The organism is Pseudomonas sp. 21LCFQ02, from assembly GCF_024129895.2.
GTDB lineage: Bacteria > Pseudomonadota > Gammaproteobacteria > Pseudomonadales > Pseudomonadaceae > Aquipseudomonas.
In genome coordinates, this window is record NZ_CM178749.1 from 4,084,859 (window position 1) to 4,101,393 (window position 16,535).

17 protein-coding genes are annotated in these 16,535 nt (G+C 57.2%); 10 read left to right on the top strand and 7 right to left on the bottom strand.

The window, feature by feature from the left end:
- Positions 1 to 28: 28 nt before the first annotated feature.
- The 6 genes from NJC40_RS18685 to NJC40_RS18710 form a co-directional block, all read right to left on the bottom strand.
- Entirely contained in the window at positions 29 to 595 is a 567-nt protein-coding gene (locus tag NJC40_RS18685; protein ID WP_253139646.1) for a hypothetical protein, read from the bottom strand.
- 107 nt (positions 596 to 702) lie between these two features.
- Positions 703 to 990, bottom strand: coding sequence for a hypothetical protein (locus tag NJC40_RS18690; RefSeq protein ID WP_253139644.1), 288 nt, complete (start codon positions 988 to 990; stop codon positions 703 to 705).
- A complete protein-coding gene (locus NJC40_RS18695; protein WP_253139642.1) occupies positions 987 to 1,142 on the bottom strand; it encodes a hypothetical protein in 156 nt (51 codons plus the stop codon). Before NJC40_RS18695 ends, NJC40_RS18690 begins: the two co-directional genes overlap by 4 nt.
- Before the next feature lie 109 nt (positions 1,143 to 1,251).
- On the bottom strand, positions 1,252 to 1,713 hold the full coding sequence (locus NJC40_RS18700) for a hypothetical protein (RefSeq protein ID WP_253139640.1): 462 nt from the start codon (positions 1,711 to 1,713) through the stop codon (positions 1,252 to 1,254).
- A 43-nt stretch (positions 1,714 to 1,756) separates the two neighbouring features.
- Positions 1,757 to 2,092, bottom strand: coding sequence for a hypothetical protein (locus NJC40_RS18705; RefSeq protein ID WP_253139638.1), 336 nt, complete (start codon positions 2,090 to 2,092; stop codon positions 1,757 to 1,759).
- Between the two features lie 86 nt (positions 2,093 to 2,178).
- Complete coding sequence (locus NJC40_RS18710; RefSeq protein ID WP_253139636.1) at positions 2,179 to 2,562, bottom strand: Arc family DNA-binding protein; 384 nt, start codon at positions 2,560 to 2,562, stop codon at positions 2,179 to 2,181.
- Positions 2,563 to 2,688: 126 nt separating this feature from the next.
- Here NJC40_RS18710 and NJC40_RS18715 point away from each other — a divergent pair, with 126 nt between their 5' ends.
- The 4 genes from NJC40_RS18715 (at position 2,689) to NJC40_RS18730 (ending at position 4,795) form a co-directional block, all read left to right on the top strand.
- A complete protein-coding gene (locus NJC40_RS18715; protein ID WP_253139635.1) occupies positions 2,689 to 2,841 on the top strand; it encodes an Arc family DNA-binding protein in 153 nt (50 codons plus the stop codon).
- 71 nt (positions 2,842 to 2,912) lie between these two features.
- A complete protein-coding gene (locus tag NJC40_RS18720) occupies positions 2,913 to 3,866 on the top strand; it encodes a phage antirepressor N-terminal domain-containing protein (RefSeq protein ID WP_253139633.1) in 954 nt (317 codons plus the stop codon).
- Complete coding sequence (locus NJC40_RS18725; RefSeq protein ID WP_253139631.1) at positions 3,863 to 4,447, top strand: KilA-N domain-containing protein; 585 nt, start codon at positions 3,863 to 3,865, stop codon at positions 4,445 to 4,447. Before NJC40_RS18720 ends, NJC40_RS18725 begins: the two co-directional genes overlap by 4 nt.
- Positions 4,448 to 4,456: 9 nt before the next feature.
- Positions 4,457 to 4,795, top strand: a complete 339-nt coding sequence (locus tag NJC40_RS18730; protein WP_253139629.1) for a hypothetical protein — start codon at positions 4,457 to 4,459, stop codon at positions 4,793 to 4,795.
- Positions 4,796 to 4,844: 49 nt separating this feature from the next.
- On the opposite strand, the gene NJC40_RS18735 is transcribed toward NJC40_RS18730, so the two are convergent.
- Positions 4,845 to 5,483, bottom strand: a complete 639-nt coding sequence (locus NJC40_RS18735; RefSeq protein WP_253139627.1) for a DUF4236 domain-containing protein — start codon at positions 5,481 to 5,483, stop codon at positions 4,845 to 4,847.
- Between the two features lie 144 nt (positions 5,484 to 5,627).
- On the opposite strand from NJC40_RS18735, the gene NJC40_RS18740 reads away from it, so the two are divergent.
- The 6 genes from NJC40_RS18740 to NJC40_RS18765 all read left to right on the top strand — a co-directional run bounded on the left by NJC40_RS18740 (position 5,628) and on the right by NJC40_RS18765 (position 16,466).
- Positions 5,628 to 6,239: a hypothetical protein gene (locus tag NJC40_RS18740; protein ID WP_253139625.1), complete on the top strand. Its 612-nt coding sequence runs from the start codon at positions 5,628 to 5,630 to the stop codon at positions 6,237 to 6,239.
- Positions 6,240 to 6,303: 64 nt separating this feature from the next.
- Entirely contained in the window at positions 6,304 to 12,729 is a 6,426-nt protein-coding gene (locus NJC40_RS18745) for a phage tail tape measure protein (protein ID WP_253139623.1), read from the top strand.
- A complete protein-coding gene (locus NJC40_RS18750) occupies positions 12,726 to 13,640 on the top strand; it encodes a hypothetical protein (RefSeq protein WP_253139621.1) in 915 nt (304 codons plus the stop codon). Before NJC40_RS18745 ends, NJC40_RS18750 begins: the two co-directional genes overlap by 4 nt.
- Positions 13,640 to 14,341, top strand: a complete 702-nt coding sequence (locus tag NJC40_RS18755) for a hypothetical protein (RefSeq protein WP_253139619.1) — start codon at positions 13,640 to 13,642, stop codon at positions 14,339 to 14,341. Before NJC40_RS18750 ends, NJC40_RS18755 begins: the two co-directional genes overlap by 1 nt.
- Positions 14,338 to 15,915 (top strand): WD40/YVTN/BNR-like repeat-containing protein, encoded by a 1,578-nt coding sequence (locus NJC40_RS18760; protein WP_253139616.1) that lies wholly within the window; start codon positions 14,338 to 14,340, stop codon positions 15,913 to 15,915. The genes NJC40_RS18755 and NJC40_RS18760 overlap by 4 nt, the downstream gene beginning before the upstream one ends.
- On the top strand, positions 15,912 to 16,466 hold the full coding sequence (locus tag NJC40_RS18765) for a DUF4376 domain-containing protein (protein ID WP_253139614.1): 555 nt from the start codon (positions 15,912 to 15,914) through the stop codon (positions 16,464 to 16,466). Before NJC40_RS18760 ends, NJC40_RS18765 begins: the two co-directional genes overlap by 4 nt.
- The last annotated feature ends 69 nt before the right edge of the window (positions 16,467 to 16,535 follow it).

A 16,535-nucleotide genomic window follows, 5' to 3' on the forward strand; every position in this document is an offset into this window, starting at 1 on the left:
GCCTGAGCAAAGTGATCGGCCCGGGCTGTCAGGAGGGCGGCGATGTTCTGGAGGGATGCTCAGCCAAGGCGGCCAGAACGTATTCCTTGAGGGTCAGGCCGCTCTCGTCGAATTCGGAAAGAAAAACGACTTTCCCGCCAGCCTTGTAGGCGTCTTGTATAGGTCCTTTCTTGGCGTCTAACGTGAGTACAACGTTGTGCAGAGATCGTGCGGCGATCGCTTTGTCAGCCTCGCCTCGGTAGAGTCTAGTTTTTTCGTTGAGCCGCTTGCCGAGCGGGGTGCGCTGCAGTTTTGCGAACTCGATCATTTCTTCGCTTGCAAAAGAACCGCGATCAAACCCGGCGACGCGCTGCTCGCCTGGAGGTAGGTCAGGGTTCCCGAAGCCGAAAAGCGCAACGGTGACGACCCCCTCTTTGATCGTGCGATCGATGTATGCCTTGAGTTCGGCCTTGTCGTCCGGGATGGGCGGGATCTCAAACTCTGCCTCGCGCGTCATGGCTAGGCAGAATTCCGGCTTTGGAAGCTCTTCGTGAAGCTCCAGCCCTCGCTCGAACAGGAAGTCCCAAACGTTGTTGTCTATATAGACGCCGATCATGAACGAAGCTCCTTGCTGCCGAGAGCGATCAAGAGAAAGCCCGCTGATGCGGGCTTTGTTGTGCGCGGGCCTTCAGCTCTGATGAGACCAGCGGTTCGCCAATTCAGTTAGTCAAGCTTGGACTTCAGCATAGTGAGCATGCTCGCCTTGGCCCGTGCGACGAATTCATCTTCGGACTCGTCCGTATTTGGAAGACCGATCTCGGACTCCAGCTCGTTCATGAAATCATCGCTAGTCACAAGGGTGGCTGCGCTATTAGAAAATTTCTGAGATTTCGTTGCGCCTAGAGTCGCCCCGAGAACAGCCGCGGTGGCCACACCCATCTGCACCCTGGTGGTTGACGCGATGGATTTGCTTGGCTCGCCTTCATGAAGCAGATCTATCAGCTTTTTCATTGGGCGGCTCCAGAATTGGCACGGTAATACGCACGAAACAGACCATCCATGAGATCAACAAAGGCTTTGCAGATTTGATATTTCTGCTCATCTGAAAGCGACGAGAAAATCATGACTAATGATTTGAGGATATTGAAAAGCATTTCAAACATTGTTGATTCCTACCTGAATATGGCTGAGCGGGAGGCTGTTGTTCGCAGCGCATAAACTACTCAGAAGAGGCGGCTGCTGGGAGTCGCTCATGAGTTCAAGGATCTGGTCCTAGACCATGCGGCCGCTTTTGCGTTTGATTTTGCCTCTGAGCTTAAGAAGCAGAGTCACATTCGAGGATGCGTTGAGCCAGGCAAACTCCAGAACCAGCATCGGAATGCCAGTGAACGACATGTAGAGCGCTGATGCGAGCTTGTCTTGGTGGATGACCGGCGGGGCGAACGCTAGACTTGCTGGCATGGCACCAATACTCACGATGAACAGGCCGAGCAGACAGTAGCTCAGCGCAATCTTTCGATAGATCTGAGCACTATCAAATCTGATAGCCTTTGCTGCCTTCAATGCTTTGTAGCGCCGCCCTCTGGCAAACTCTTTGATTCGCCCTTTGGCGCCGGATAGAAGCTTGTACACCGGAGCTTTGGCTCTAGCCAATAGAAATGTGATAGCCATCCCTACCAGGCCAGACACAATGCTGCTGGCCCAGAACTGGGAACTGTTGATCCAATCATCCATTGATAAATTATTCCTTCGGGCAGCGCTTGCGGGGCGGAGGTGGTCAGACTTCGCTGCTCACACAGTCGCCGTAAAAGGTTTGAGTGTCGTTATCCCGTGCGCCTACCAAGACGCTGATTGGCATCCTGAATGAGAAGATGAAGCTTTGAGCTCCAATGGTAGCGTTCATCAGGCTGGACCCAATGTAGAGAGGCACAGGCTTCGCGTCACCCACTTGGAGCGTGTTGTCTGATGCGCCCATGCCGCCCCGGGCAACCAGCAGCATCAGCGGAAGTCGCTCGAATTTGCAGGCTGTGACGGTGGCAGCACTCGCTGGCGCAGACGACATCATCAGGCTGGCAGTGGCGGCCACGGGCAAGAAAATCCTGATCAGGCTCATTTTCATCCTTGAATCTGTAGGTGACGGTCAGTCGTGTTGCTTGGGGTGGCGCTTGCGGGGCTTGGGGCCGGTATTGTCGCCGCTGATCAATACTCCAGAGTGAGAGAATGTGTGCCGTCTTGGGCCACCTTGTACCCCCTCTCTTCTAGTCGCCTGACGATGCGGTCCATGACCTCCATGTGCTCGGGGCGGTCGTAGATTAGCCCGAGCCCGAGCAGAGATACGAAAATCGGCGAATGACCTTCAATGGCTCCGTGAGCGATTGAGCGCTGAATCAGGTCATGAACCTTCTTCTCGATATTGGTGTCTGCCAGTGTCGCTAATTCTCGTGCCTGCTCGGCGCTAATGAAGTCCCTGCTCCTGTCGTCAGCAACCAAGCTCAATTCAAGCCGGGTGACTATCTCTGCATTAAGGGAGCGCTTGCTATCCCGCGCGGACTCTTCTACCGCCTCTCTGAGGCTGGCAGGCATACGTAACTTGAATTGGGAATCTTCTCGGCTCATCCGCAAATAATGGACCACCGTGGTATTGACGACAATGGGACCACCGTGGTTTTATGTGGGCATGGATCACGGTGATCCCGAAAGGAGCAATCGATGCGCAACTACCCCCAAGTCAAATACCGCTTGCCGGAGGAGCTCAAGGCATGGCTGGAAGAGCAGGCGAAGAAAAACCACCGGTCCAATACGGCCGAATTGATTCACAGGCTTTCGGAAGACAAGAAGCGGGAAGAGCAGGCGGCAGCCTAAAAACGAAGAAACCCCAGTGCGGGAACACTGAGGCTTCGGGAAACGAGATCAACTTCGGAGAAGAAATCGTCATGAGCAAGAATACCACAGCAGTATCGAATGTCATCCCGTTCCGCTCGGCCAAGCTGTTGCTGGTCGACTTTGGAGGTCAGCCGTTTGTGCCGATGAAGCCAATCGTTGACGGCATGGGCTTGGACTGGAAAGGTCAGTACGACAAGCTTCAGTCGGGCCGCTTCAATTCAACCATGGTGATTATCCCCACGGTTGCCTTGGACGGGAAAGTGCGCGATATGTCCTGCCTACCGCTGCGCAAGCTGCCGGGCTGGCTGATGTCCATCCATGCGAGCAAAGTCCGCCCTGAGTGCCGCGAGGACGTTCTCGCTTATCAGAACGAGTGCGACGACGCACTGTGGGCGTACTGGAATGACGGCGTGGCGACTCGCAAGCACGACCGTGACCTGTTGAGTGTTGTAGGCGAACTGGTCGGCGTCACCGAGTTGATCGTGCTCAAGGGCTTGATCCGCGATAAGGCCAAGGCTGTTCCAGCGGAGCAGCGCCAGAGCTTCCAGCTCACCATGCACAAGCGGCTCCATACCCGCTTCAACGTACCGCGCACCGAATTGATTCCTGCTGGCGAGTTTGATGCAGCGTGCAACTTCATCGGCGCCTATGCGTTGGAAGGTGAGTTTCTTGGCCGGGAAGAACCAAAGCCGCAAGGTTTGAACATCCACTGCCCGGTTGAGGCGCTGGCCAAGCGTCGACATGGGATGCTAACTGACGGAGGGCCTTACAAGTCCTGGCTGGACGTGACACTGGACGACTTGAGAGATATTCGCGGCGAAGGTACGCCTTGCGAGGAAATCCTTTGGGAGCTGGATCGCGCCGGCTATCAGGTCGAAGGAGCTCTCTGTGAATTGCGCACCTATCGCAACAAGCTCCGTGAGTTTCAGTCCTGGGCTGCAGGACTGGGGGTCATGCTGACTGGGCCGAAGCGTTATGCGGTCAAGTTGGGGGATGCGGCATGAGCGTAGTGATCCCGTTTGATTACGAAGGGCAGCCGGTTCAGTTCAATGCTGACGGCTGGCTCAACGCAACCCGGATCGCTTCCAGGCTAGGAAAGGAGCCGACAGCCTGGCTTCGCCAGATTGACACCCTGGAGTACATCTCCTTCATGGCCGAGGCTCTTGGGCTCAATTCTGTCCCCAGGACAGAATTAGATGAGATCAAGGCCTTGGGCACTTCGGCTCCAGGCATCAAGAATCGAATCCTGACTCTCGCGAAAAGCACCGGCCTGGTCAAAAGCCGGGTTGGTGCCGGCGGCGGGACATGGCTGCATCCAAAATTGGCCGTTGTCTTTGCTCGCTGGCTCGATACCAAGTTCGCCGTGTGGTGCGACCTCAAGATTGACTCGATCCTGCATGGAGACATGAGTGTTCGCGAGCAGCTAGAGCAAGCGCTGAAGACCCTTTCCGGTCGCAAGGCCTTGGCCAGCGAACACGGCAAAGGTCTTTCTGCATGGCGCTGGGATAAGCCAGTGCTGGAGAACAGTGTTCAGTTCTGGATCGGCCAAGTTCAGTTGTCGCTTGGCTTCGACGAGGCGGCGTAGGGGAAGGGCATGAGTGATGTTGTTTCTATCCGGCAGCGCAGGCCTGGCGGAGCGGTAACTCCTGAGATTGTCGCTATGGAGCGGGTTCATGCGGGAAATGCCTGCGAGCAGGTGCTGGCGCTGAACCAAAATGCGCTTGAGGCCATCCGTTCGTCTCTGGACAGTCTTCTGGATGCTGCTATGGCGCGCCGAAGCCTGGCGGATAACACCATGGATCAGATCGAGGCGCTGGGCGGCCTGGATCATGAGTCGGTGTTTGATTTGGCGTTTACTGTGCACTTCGAGATCAGCGCCGCGATTGAGGCGACAAGGCTATTGCGCACGGTCGTCATCCCGAAGCGTGGATAGCCATGGGCCGCAAACGGCACAGATAGGCACCTTCGGGTGCCTTTTCTCGTTACGGCTTGCACGCCTTCTGCAGGATAGCTTCTGCCTTGGGCAGAGAAATCTTCAATGCTCGCGATAGCTGCATTGGTGTCTTCGGCCCCGTCAGTGAGATCAGTTTCTCTGCTTCGAACAGGAGGATCGCATCTTGATCTTCCACCACCGGAACAGGTGGCGGCGCCCGGTCGACGACCACGGCATCTGGCAGTCTGTTGTGGGCCTCTTGAATTTCTCGGCTCCTCTCGGCCCAGTATTTCGCCGGGTCAGCTTGCTGCCTCCTGCGATCAGCAGCCTTCATTGCGAGCCGGATCGCCAGGCATAGTGCTGGAATGCCCACCAAGGCGACCAACAGCCACGGCGCTTTTGCTGCCAGGAAGACGAAGGCAACAACGAATAGGATAATGACAAGCCCCAGTAGTGCGTCCTTGAGGGTGGCCTCTGGGGCGGCTTGGCTGGAGCCGGCACTGCCAGCCTTGAACAAGTGAGAGGCTGATAGCCCAGTCCCAGGCAGTCCGACAGTTACGCGAGTGCCTCTTTTGCTTACGTTGATCATTGCTCCTCTGCGACCTATGGAGGCACTGACTCCTTTGGTGCTGATGTTCAAGCGAAGCCCTGGTGCAATTTTCACGCTTTTTCGAAAGCGAATAGCCATATCAAATCCCTTTGGCGTGCGGCGAAGACTACAAACATAGCTCTTTGCCCTCATGGGTGGAACTGGCGGCATGTACAGCCCGTAGCTACCCCGCTTTGCCATCGAATGTTAGATTGCCGGCACAAATCGCTGGAGATTTAGCCAATGGCACGAAGCAAGGAAGAAATCGAAGAGCTGGCCAGGATTGCGGCAGAGCAGTTTATGGCTGATTTGTCGGCCACTGGGGCAGGGGGCGGTGATCTTAAGGCCGTATCCCGCAGGCATTCCTCTATACATGAGGAGCTGCTGAGCGGCTGGAGCAGCGAAGATTGCATCATATTTCACCGCCGATACTCGGATGACGTTGAAAGGCTGGTCGATTCGCCGAGCGAGCAGCCGAGCGGATATCTTTACCTGCTTCCGGCTCAGGCAGGATCCAAGATTGATCGCGCCGCAATCAGGGAATATGTGCGCCGTGATGGAGAGGCGCTACTCGCGGCAGCCAAGAAGGGCCTGAACGTTCATCAACTGGCACTGGATCAAAAGGACATTGTCGATGGGCATGTCGTGTCACTGCCGCCAGAGCAACTGGATGCGTTCAACAGGATCTATCTTGAAGAGATGGAAGCCAGCACTAAATTCATGAATTCAGAGACTGAAAAAGCCTTACGGAAAGCCGAGGCCTCAACTCAGCCCGCCGGTTCGGTAGGAAAGATCGGCGGAGTTTTCATTTTCATCTGCCTAATTATTATCTTGATGGCGTTCCTTAAAAAATAGCGCATAGCTTTCAGCATCCACACCAACCCGCTTCGGCGGGTTTTTTATTGCCCGGAGAAAAGTCATGGCGATGACCTCGCGCCTTTCAATCGAAATCGATAGCCGCAGTGCGGAGCAAAAAGCCGAAGACATGCGCCGCGCGCTTCAAGGACTCAGCGATGCCGGGCTGCGGGTTAATCCGGCGATGGGTAGCGCGGCCGGAGGCATGAACTCAGCCGGTCAAGGCGCTCGCTCTGCGCAGACCCAGGTACAGGCTCTTGAGCGCCAGATCAAATCCTTGGCAGGAATGGCCATGGGCGTGGCTGGACCGCTGGCTGCAGCATTCAGCGCCAAGGCTCTCTATGACGCGGCCGAGGCGTACACCTCGCTCAACAGCCGCATGAAGCTGGTAACTGAGACTGGTGCGCAACTTGCCGAAGCCCAGCAAGCTGTGTTCCAGATTGCGCAGAGCTCGTATCAACCCCTCGCAGCAATGGGCGAGTTGTATCAGCGAATCGCGCAAAACCAGAAAGAGCTGGGCATCAGCAGCAAACAGGTTGTCGGTGTGGTTGGGACCATCTCCAAGTCCCTTGCCGTGTCCGGCGCATCCGCATCCGCTGCCAATGCCGCGCTTGTTCAGCTTGGCCAGGCATTCGCATCCGGGACCTTGCGCGGCGAAGAGCTGAATTCGGTCATGGAGCAGGCCCCGGCGCTCGCTCAGGCCATCGCAAGAGGTATGGGCATCGGCGTCGGCCAACTCCGTATGCTTGGCCAGGAGGGTAAGCTGACCGCCGAGGCTGTCATCAAGGCCCTTGAGTCGCAGGAGAAGGCTGTAGCCGATCTTTTCGACAAGACCAACGTCACGATCGGCAACAGCTTGACCTCGCTGGGCAACTCCGCCACCCGATTCATTGGCGAGATGGATCAGTTCACTGGTACAAGCGCCGCGCTGTCCGCTCAGATCGTCTCTCTATCGAAGTCCATCGATTCCGCGCTGCCTGGTGCCCTAGACACAGTGGCAAGTAGCTCAAGCACACTTGAGCAGATCATGACTACCGGCCTGTACGCGGCTATCGGTCGGGTCGTCGGCGGGCTTGCTCAGCAGGCTGGGAGCGCTGGATATGCTGCTGCACAGAGCCAAAAGCTCGCCAGCGAGACGGCAAAAACTGCGTCCACCTTCAGCGCGTATGCTGATCGCGAGCGTGAAGCAGCGAAGGCCGACCTCGAAAAGGCAAGAGCGGGAGTTTCTGCTGCTGAAATGCAGGGCGCGGCGAATAACAAGGCGGCAGCCGATGAACTCAAGCGCCGGCAGGCAACTTTGCAAAGCATTGAGGCAGAGCGCGCCCAAGCGCAGCAGCGCGTCCGCAATGCATTGAGCGAAGAGGGGCGCATTAACGCCCAAGCCAAGCTTGACGATGTAAATCGCCGCCGAGTTGCAGCTATATCTCAGGTAACCCTTGCCGAGCAAAACCTAGCTAGGGTGACCCAAGCCAGCACCGCTCAGATTCAGGCCTCACTTGATCAAAGGAAGCTTGCAGCAGGCTCATACGCTTCTACCGTGTCGGCTGCAAATCTATCTGCTGCAGCCTCAGAGAAAGCTGCCGCTGGCGCCAGCGCCTTCGCAAGATCAGCAGCTGCAATGAGGGCGGGAGTTCTCTCTCTGACCGCAGCGTTGGGCGGCCCTGTCGGTCTAATCATCACGGCCGCTGCGGTTGGCGCGTCGTTCATCGATTTCGGCAGCACGGCGGACCAGGCCACCAAAGCACTTGACCAACAGGGTCTAACCGTCGACGAGATTGTCAGAAAGTACGATGCCCTGAACGCATCGCAGCAGAGGATCAAGCGCCTAGAGTGGATTGATGAGCAGAAGTCATCGCTTGCATCTGCCAGCCAGGCCTTGAGTGAGTACATCGACCGAATTAACAACAGCACTCTTCAGGGCGCATTTGCGGCCAAGGGTATTGGTGATCTATCCGGCGAATTCAATAAAATGATCGCAGAAGTGAAGGCCGGTCAGCGCGATCTAGACAGCGTGAACCAGTGGCTCAAGGAATCGATTGAGCTAACCCCGCAGCACGAAAAGATCCTCGCCAAGACATCTGCTGAGTACACAAGGAATGCCCAGCGCAGCAAAGAGCTTGAGCAGGTCCTCGGCCTGGTAAACAAAACCCAGAAAGAGGCAGCTGTAAGCGCCGGAGCTCTGGCTGCCGCTCAAGAGGGTAGCGGCAAGCAAACCAAGGCCCAGACAGCCGAAATCGACAAGTATCTGACCAAGCTGCGCGAGCAGGTAACCCTCTACGGCGCCAGCAAGCAGAGGCTTGCCGAGTACGAAGCTTCAAAGCTGAACATGAATGATCAGCAGCGTGAAGAGGCTCGCATTCTTGGGCAGATCCAGGACAAGCAGGAGGAGTACCGGGAAGCGCTCAAAAAGAACGACAAGGCGCGGATGGAGTCGCTCAAGGTAGAGCTGACGGCGCTTTTCACCCAAAAGGACGCGAGCGAGGAATTTGCCAGGAAGTCGGTAGAGACGGCTCAAAAGGCCGTTACCTCTATCGAGAAGATCCACTGGGCCTCTGATCAGGCGATGGGCGAGAGCTTTAAGCGCCGGACGCAGGAGCTGGTAGCTTTCTCCAATCTAGCCACGACGCTTCAGGCAAAGCCGAACTTCCTGACCGGTGAGAGTGGAAATCCGCTGAGCCTGCAGGGCAACAGCATGCGCTTGCCTGAGTCATGGAAACCAAAGGGCTATGTCGAGCCGGTGTCTGTAGTGGCGCCGATAAAGAAAACCGTGGCCCAGCAAGTTGCTGACGCTATTGGTCAGATAACTGAAACAACTGACGCCGCGAACAGGGCGGCGAAGGCCTACACCGAGTCGGCCGGCCAGAAGATGCTTAATCAGGCCAGCGAACAGGCAGCCGTACTGCGCGAGCAGAGCCTGATCTACGACAAACAGGTCGGACAAGTCGAGAAGATCGGACCAGAGCAGCAAAAGCTGATCAAGTGGGAGCAGGAGCTGGCGGACATCAAGTCCAAACAGACCCTGACCGCTGATCAGAAGTCGCTGCTGGCGAATCAGGAGCAGATCACCGCGGCTCTCAAGGCCAATGCCGCAGAAGAGAAGCGCATCCAGACCAAAGAGCGCCTGTACGAGCTGGACAAGAAGTCGGCCGAGATGTTGAAGAACATCAATGCCGAGCTTGCGCTGTCGCAGCAGGAGCTGAACAACGACTTGGCCGGTATTGGTCTGGGCCAGGAAGGCCGCCGCCGCTTGCAGGAAGATCTGAAAATCCGTCAGGACCATCAGAAAAAGGTCAACGACCTGCAGGACCAGCTCAACAAGGGGGAAATCGACAAGGCGACCTACGACAAGCAGACCGGCTACCTGGCTGATGCTCTGGGCCAGCGCCTGAAGATGCAGCAGGACTACTACCGCCAGCTCGAAATCCAGCAGGCGGACTGGTCCAACGGAGCGAATGCCGCCTGGCAGGACTACGTCGAGTCGGCGCGGGATGTTGCCGGGCAGACCTATGACCTGTTCAGCAACGCATTCCAGGGCATGGAAGACGCCCTTGTCGATTTCGTGATGACCGGCAAGCTTAGCTTTAAAGAGCTGGCTAACTCGATCATTGCGGATATAGCGCGAATCCTGATCCGCACCAAGGTTGTTACACCGATCCTGAATTCGCTGTTCGGCGGGGCTGGCGGTGGCGGCGGAATTGCCTCTGCGGTTGCTGGCGGCGGCTCTGGTGGAGGTTTCAACCTTGAATCCGCCTGGAACACAGTCAGCGGCGCCTACAGCGTCGCCACGTCAGGATTCGGCTCTGCGGTGAGTGCCGGCTGGACTGCCGGGGAGGGATTTCTTGGCGGTGTGCAGGGCGCTTTCAAGGCTGGGGCTGGCTATCTCAGTTCAAGCATCGGCGGCCTGTTCGCCGGGTCGAGCGGAACTATGGTAAATGGCGTTTACCAGTTGGGGGCAAGCGCAGCGCCTGCCACTGTGGACCTTATCAGCAACACCGTCACAAACAGCGCAACAGGGGCCGTAACAGGAACTGCAACGGGTGCGACTACTGCTGCAACAAGCGGCTTGGCCGCCTCCAGTGCGCTGATGTATGGCATCGGTGGAGCTATCCAGGGCTACCTCAAGGCGGGCGTCAAAGGCGCTGTAGCGGGTGCTGGTGGCGCGGTGGCAGGGGCATATGCTGGCGCCGCAATTGGCTCCGCAGTTCCGATCATTGGCAACGTGATCGGCGCTGCTATCGGTGCCGTGCTGGGCGGCCTGTTCGGTTCGTCGTTGTTCGGCGGAGACTGGATCACCAAGGATGAAGGCTTCCAGCTCGGCGTAACCGATGGCGATCTTGAATCCTACAGCTTCGAGTACCAGAAGAAGAAAGGCGGGCTGTTCAGCAGCAACAAGAAACGCACCCGCCTGACCGCAATGGACGAGGAGATGCAGGCAGCCCTGGACTCAACGTACGCAACTACGCTCGGCTCGGTAATCGGGCTCTTCGACAGTCTGGACGTAACCCTCAATGATGCAGTGCTGGACGGGCTGAACGTTGCGGCCACCCAGATCAGCACCAGGGATAAGACCGCAGAAGAGATCCAGAAGGAGATCGCTGACTGGTTCACCGTTCTTGCAGATGCGGCCGTGGGTGAAGTAAACAAGGTTACCGGCTCAGGCCTTGATGGCTTCAACTTCGAGAGCCTGACCACCTTTGTCAGCAACCTGTACAGCGTAAATACCTCGCTCGATATGATCGGCGTGAAGATGGTCGACTTCAATATTGCGGGCGGCCGGGCGGTTGAGAATCTGGTTTCACTTGCCGGAGGCATTGAAAACCTCAATAAGAACATGACCACGTTCTACGACAACTTCACGACAGACACTCAGAAGTCCGCCGATGTTCTTGATGGGGTGCGCGCTCAGTTTTTGTCTATGGGACTGACGCTTCCTGCCACGCGAGAGGCTTTTGCTGAGGCCGTGAAAGGTCTCGACATGACGTCAGAAGCTGAACGAAAAATCTTCAACTCGATGACGGCCAATGCCGAGCAGGCTGCTGCGGCATACACGATCCTGGAGGCTCGCCAGCAGGCTTACTACTCGGCGTTCTACAGTGAAGCCGAGAACACTGCTCGCTCACTGAATGCAACCATTGCCCAGATTGAGGCGCTCGGTATCACATTGCCTGCGACCCGCGCCGGGTTCCGGAAGATGGTTGAGGCCCTGGATCTCACAACCGAAAAGGGCCGGTCAACGCATGACTCGCTCATGAGTCTTGCCGGCGCGGTGGGGGCCGTGTACGACAGCGCTGAGCAGCAATTGCTTGGCAACGCGAACGCCGCTTTCGCAGCAGTACAGCGCTCTGTCAACGCTCAGAAAACGTCGATCAACGACATGATCACGACTGCGCGTGAAAGCGCCTCGGATCTGACGTCGATCAGCAACGCGCTGAGTAATGCGATGAAGGTTCTGCGCGGCGACAGCGATGAAGCGGTGAAAATGCTTCGCGCCCAGGCGCAGGCAACAGTCGTATCTGCTCTTGCAATTGCCAAGGCTGGCGGGTCGCTCAGCGGCTTTGAAGGGCTTGAGGATGCCCTGTCGGTAATCAGCGACAACGACACCTCGCTCTATGGAAGCCTGGAGGACTTCAACAGGGAGCAGGGCCGCAACGCGAACCTTGTTGCAGAGCTGAACGGCCTGACTGGCAAGCAGCTCACGGCGTCCGACAAGACAATCAAGGCACTGGAGGATCAGCTCAAGGGACTGGATGAGCAGCTTCTGTTTGCGCAGTCGCAGCTCGATGCCCTGAACGGTGTGGACAACAGCGTCAAGACCGTCGCTCAGGCCATCGCGGACATGAATGCCGCAGTCGTCGCTGCAATCTCGACGATCAGCGGCAAGTCCACTCCAGCCAACGCCGGGGTTCTGGTCGACAGCATCTACAAGGATGTGCTCGGCCGGGACGCTGACACCGGGGGCAAGCAGTACTGGGTGGATCAACTGGCCAGCGGTGCGCTTAACAACCAGAACATCGTTGGTGCCATCACGAACGCGGCAGCAATCGAAGCCGCTTACAAAGCAGCGGGCATCGCCATGAATGATGGCGCCTCGTACTGGGCTACCCAGCTCACCACCGGCGCACTCACGCTCTCGCAGTTGCAAGAGGCTGTTCGTAACGCTGCCGGTGCAAACAAATCGGTCCCGGCATTTGCCATGGGCGGCATGCACACGGGCGGCATCCGCTTGGTAGGTGAGAAGGGGCCAGAGCTGGAAGTTACCGGCCCGGCCCGGATCTTTAACGCAAGCCAGACTGCAGCAATGCTGAAAGGCGGCGGAGGTTCGGCCGAGGTCGTTGCAGCTATTCAGTTGGTCCAGCAGTTGCTTTGGCAGATCAGCAAAAACACCGGCAACTCGGACACAACCCTGCGGAGGGTCGTTGACTCCGGCGTGCCGATCGTTGGAACGGTTCAGGTCTCTGGCACCGTTAAAACCGAAGGAGCTACAGCATGAAGGTCGTCCCGCCAGTCGAGATAACCCAGGCAAGGATCGTCAGCTACAACGTGCCAGAGAATGACTACCCGGAGTGGGCGGCAGGCACGTTAACCAAGGGCACGAAGCGGATTATCGCGGCCAATCACCTTATTTATGAGGTGCTGGCCGAGTCGACCGCTGACAGCCCAACGGACGGACTCGCCAAGGCGACGCCCACATGGATGATCGTCAGCCCAACCAACCGCTGGAAGATGTTCAACAAGCGCCGTGGCAATACATGGATGATTGGCACGGCGACAACCAACCCGGAAAGCATCGACATTACCCTTCGGCCAGGCCAGCGGATCAACTCCATTGGTCTTGTCGGAGTTGTCGCCGCAACCCTGCGAATCCAGATGATTGTGGATGGCCAGGTGGTCTATGACGAAACCCAGATAATGTCGAACAAGGACAGCGGGTCGTCCTGGTACCAGTATTACTTCGGCCCGTTCCTCACCCGCGACAACTTCGCTCGGTTCGATCTGCCGGCATACGCCAACGCCGATATCCGGGTGCTGGCAAGCTCGCCGGGCGGAACAGTGCAGATCGGCATGCTGGTTATCGGCTGGGCCAGGGATATCGGCTGGGCGAGGTGGGGCACAAGCCTGGGTTTCGACAGCTACTCATCCGTCAAAGAAGACGACTTCGGAAACATCACGATCACCCCGCGTGGCGGGCGTGATTCCGTCGATTTTGACGTGGCCGTCTTCAACACCCAGGTATCAAGTACGAAGCGAGTTCTCGCAGAACTCAAAGACACAGCCGCGCTGTATATCGGCAGCGAGGATGTGGACTCAACAATCATTGTTGGCAGGTTTGACCGGTTCCAGCTGGTACTGCCCAACGTCACTTTTTCCGAGTATTCGCTCGAAGTCAGGAGCCTCATGTAATGGCAGTCACAGCCCCAGTTATTACGCCGTTGCCGAACCCGCCATTACCGACCGATCCGCCTGCCACGTTCGACACAAAGGCGGGCGCCTCGCTACTTGCCCAGCAGGCAATGGTCCTGGAGCTAAATCTCTCGCTGACGTGGATCGAGACGCAAACCAACGCCACGGAAGGCTATAAGAACGCAGCAGCTACAAGCGCGAGCAGCGCTGCGAACTCCGCGACGTCGGCGGACCAGTCCCGGACTGCGGCCCAGGCTGCTGCTGCGGCTGCCGGATCGTCTGCCGGGTTGCCGAGCCTTGCGGGTAACGCTCGTCGGCCGCTTGGTGTTCTTGCAAACGAATCAGGCGTGTCCTGGCTCACACAGATCAAGTCCCTGTTCATCGAGCCACTGCTGAAAACGAACGTTACTGGCTCATATGCGCTGGGCGTAGGCACATCTGGCTTCTTCAATCTGACGCTCACCGGCAACACCACGCTGAGCTTTTCCGGCACCCCGACCTTGTCGGCTACTGAGGCTTTGGTGTTGGTGGTCAGAATCAATCAGGGCGCAACGGCCTACAGCCTCACGTTCCCGGCCTCGATCATCTGGGTGTCGTCTGGCGGAATCTCACCCGGTGCGCCTGCCGCAAACAAGACCATCGAATACCTGTTCACGTTCGAAGGCTCGCAAATCTTCGGCCGCAAGGGATCTGGCACATGACAATCAAAAAGATGCTGCTCAGCTCAGAAGAGATGCAGGCGGTCGGGCAGACGACGCTCACCAGCACCCAGACCTGGATCGTGCCGAACGATGTGTATTCGATCTCGGTGCTTGGCGTTGAGCCTGGCCAGAACGGCACGAACGGTGCCGGACAGAGCAATACCGGATCTGGCGGCCCCGGAGGTCTTGGAGGGAGCGTCCGCTATCTGAACGACATCGCCGTTGTGCCTGGCCAGGCGATATCGGTCAGCATCGGTTCTGGCACATTCTCCTTCGGTAGCGTTCTGACTGGTACGACTGGCGGCGTTTCGCTGGGCCGCGCAGGCGCGGGCGGAACAGGCGGAACAGGCGGTAACTTAGGTGGCGCTGGTGGTGGCAGCGGAGGTGGGGCGCTAAGCATCTCTACACCTTCTCGTCTAACGCCGGGGCAGAATGGCATCAATGGATCAGGCCTCGGACCTACTACCTCGGGCGGACCTGGGGGCGCAGGCATGTTCCCCGGCGGAGGCGGCGGCGGAGGCGGCGGGTCTGGCTCTGATGGGACTGCGGCACCCGGTCCTGGCGGGCAGGGCGGCCTAGGCGGTGGTGGCTGCGTACGGATCATCTGGCCGGGTACCCAACGATCATTTCCATCGATCAGAACGGCAGATGAAGTGCCTGGTGAAATTTCTTGGAGCTTAATAGACAACCCGCTCGGCTCAATTGCTGGCACGCCTGCGGCGCTGGTTACTGATGGGGCTGGTATCTGGCTGATGCTTAGGCCTCAATCCGAAACAACTGATTTCTTTCTAAGCACTGACAACGGAAGAACATTCACCACCAAATCTTTCGGGGTTTCCACTCAAGGGACCATTAACTGCGCCGTGCATTGCGACGGTGTATTCATTGTTGGAACTCAGAACGGAACAATTCTGAGAAGTACTGATGGCTGTCAAACGTGGACAGTGGTCAACGTACTAGCAAGCAACCAAGTCAGAACTATGACATATAGTTCTGGCGTTCTTATTCTTGGCCTTGGAAAGACGATACGTCGAAGCCTCGACAAAGGACTTACTTTTACAACTCCAACTTTTCCATCGATATCTGGGTTTACTCTAAACTCGGCTTCTGGGAATGGGGTCATCTTGGTATCAGACAGCACTGGATACCCCAAGAGGAGCGTGGACGGCGGAGCAACTTTCACATCGCCAAGCATTGGGCAGCCTGGGGCTATTGTCGATATTATTCCTACCTTCGCTGGTGGTATATTTCTTGCCGCAGAAGGTAGGGCTACTGGAGCGGGGGTGTATGTCAGTAATTCCGATGCCAGTATTTTTACGCAGCGTCCGCTACCAAATGTAGCTGGCGCGACAGTGAGAAAGATGAGCAGAACTGCCGGTAGAAATCTGATAGCAACTGCCATGTCCAGATTCTTTGAAATGAAAGACAGCACAACAGACTGGGTTGTGCCGTCTACGATTACCAACAATCTTGTAAATCCTAACCTCAACGTGGCTCTAGTTGAGCATGACGGCTTCGGAATAACCTTGGTTGTCGGCAACTACGGACTGATGATGCGTGGAGAACTTAAATGACTGTACTTGTTAATACTGAGACTCTTGTCGCTCTAACTCTAGATGAAGTGAAAGCCCGCAATCCCGGCTGGTCGCCGCCCATCCCGCCGAGCCCTGAAAGTCTGGAGGACAGCGGCTGGGCAATTCTTGAGTACGACCCGGCTCCGGCTGGTGAGTATGTTCCCGGCGACATTCGCGAAGAGGATGGCAAGTACATCCAAGGCTGGCGCGCTGCCGAGCTTTCGCCTGAGCGCTGGGCGGATCTGATCGCTACTCGACGCTACCAGGCCGAGACAGCAGGCATCACAGTCAACGACATGGCCGTGGCCACCGACGACCGCAGCCAGGCCCTGATCACCGGTGCAGCACTGCAAGCGCTGATCGATCCTGAGTACAGCTTGCAGTGGAAGACGGCCGCAGGCTTCGTGCAGCTCACCGGGCAGCAGATCCTTGCGCTGGCCTCGACCGTTCGCGCGCATGTGCAGGCCTGCTTTGACCGCGAGGCCGAATTGCAGGCCGCCGTGGCTGACGGCTCGATCAACGCCGAACTGTTGGAGCAGGGCTGGCCCTGATACACGGCGAACGGAAATATTTCCTACAGGTATGCTGTGATGGCAGAATGAATCTCCATCCAATCAGCA

Bases quoted from the DNA above. Each gene is read 5' to 3' on its own strand.
- NJC40_RS18730 (WP_253139629.1), top strand. From the start codon at position 4,457: ATGAGTGATGTTGTTTCTATCCGGCAGCGCAGGCCTGGCGGAGCGGTA.
- NJC40_RS18760 (WP_253139616.1), top strand. From the start codon at position 14,338: ATGACAATCAAAAAGATGCTGCTCAGCTCAGAAGAGATGCAGGCGGTC.
- NJC40_RS18745 (WP_253139623.1), top strand. From the start codon at position 6,304: ATGGCGATGACCTCGCGCCTTTCAATCGAAATCGATAGCCGCAGTGCG.
- NJC40_RS18750 (WP_253139621.1), top strand. From the start codon at position 12,726: ATGAAGGTCGTCCCGCCAGTCGAGATAACCCAGGCAAGGATCGTCAGC.
- NJC40_RS18715 (WP_253139635.1), top strand. From the start codon at position 2,689: ATGCGCAACTACCCCCAAGTCAAATACCGCTTGCCGGAGGAGCTCAAG.
- NJC40_RS18690 (WP_253139644.1), bottom strand. From the start codon at position 990: ATGAAAAAGCTGATAGATCTGCTTCATGAAGGCGAGCCAAGCAAATCC.
- NJC40_RS18720 (WP_253139633.1), top strand. From the start codon at position 2,913: ATGAGCAAGAATACCACAGCAGTATCGAATGTCATCCCGTTCCGCTCG.
- NJC40_RS18725 (WP_253139631.1), top strand. From the start codon at position 3,863: ATGAGCGTAGTGATCCCGTTTGATTACGAAGGGCAGCCGGTTCAGTTC.
- NJC40_RS18735 (WP_253139627.1), bottom strand. From the start codon at position 5,483: ATGGCTATTCGCTTTCGAAAAAGCGTGAAAATTGCACCAGGGCTTCGC.
- NJC40_RS18710 (WP_253139636.1), bottom strand. From the start codon at position 2,562: ATGCCTGCCAGCCTCAGAGAGGCGGTAGAAGAGTCCGCGCGGGATAGC.
- NJC40_RS18695 (WP_253139642.1), bottom strand. From the start codon at position 1,142: ATGTTTGAAATGCTTTTCAATATCCTCAAATCATTAGTCATGATTTTC.
- NJC40_RS18740 (WP_253139625.1), top strand. From the start codon at position 5,628: ATGGCACGAAGCAAGGAAGAAATCGAAGAGCTGGCCAGGATTGCGGCA.
- NJC40_RS18685 (WP_253139646.1), bottom strand. From the start codon at position 595: ATGATCGGCGTCTATATAGACAACAACGTTTGGGACTTCCTGTTCGAG.
- NJC40_RS18755 (WP_253139619.1), top strand. From the start codon at position 13,640: ATGGCAGTCACAGCCCCAGTTATTACGCCGTTGCCGAACCCGCCATTA.
- NJC40_RS18705 (WP_253139638.1), bottom strand. From the start codon at position 2,092: ATGAGCCTGATCAGGATTTTCTTGCCCGTGGCCGCCACTGCCAGCCTG.
- NJC40_RS18765 (WP_253139614.1), top strand. From the start codon at position 15,912: ATGACTGTACTTGTTAATACTGAGACTCTTGTCGCTCTAACTCTAGAT.
- NJC40_RS18700 (WP_253139640.1), bottom strand. From the start codon at position 1,713: ATGGATGATTGGATCAACAGTTCCCAGTTCTGGGCCAGCAGCATTGTG.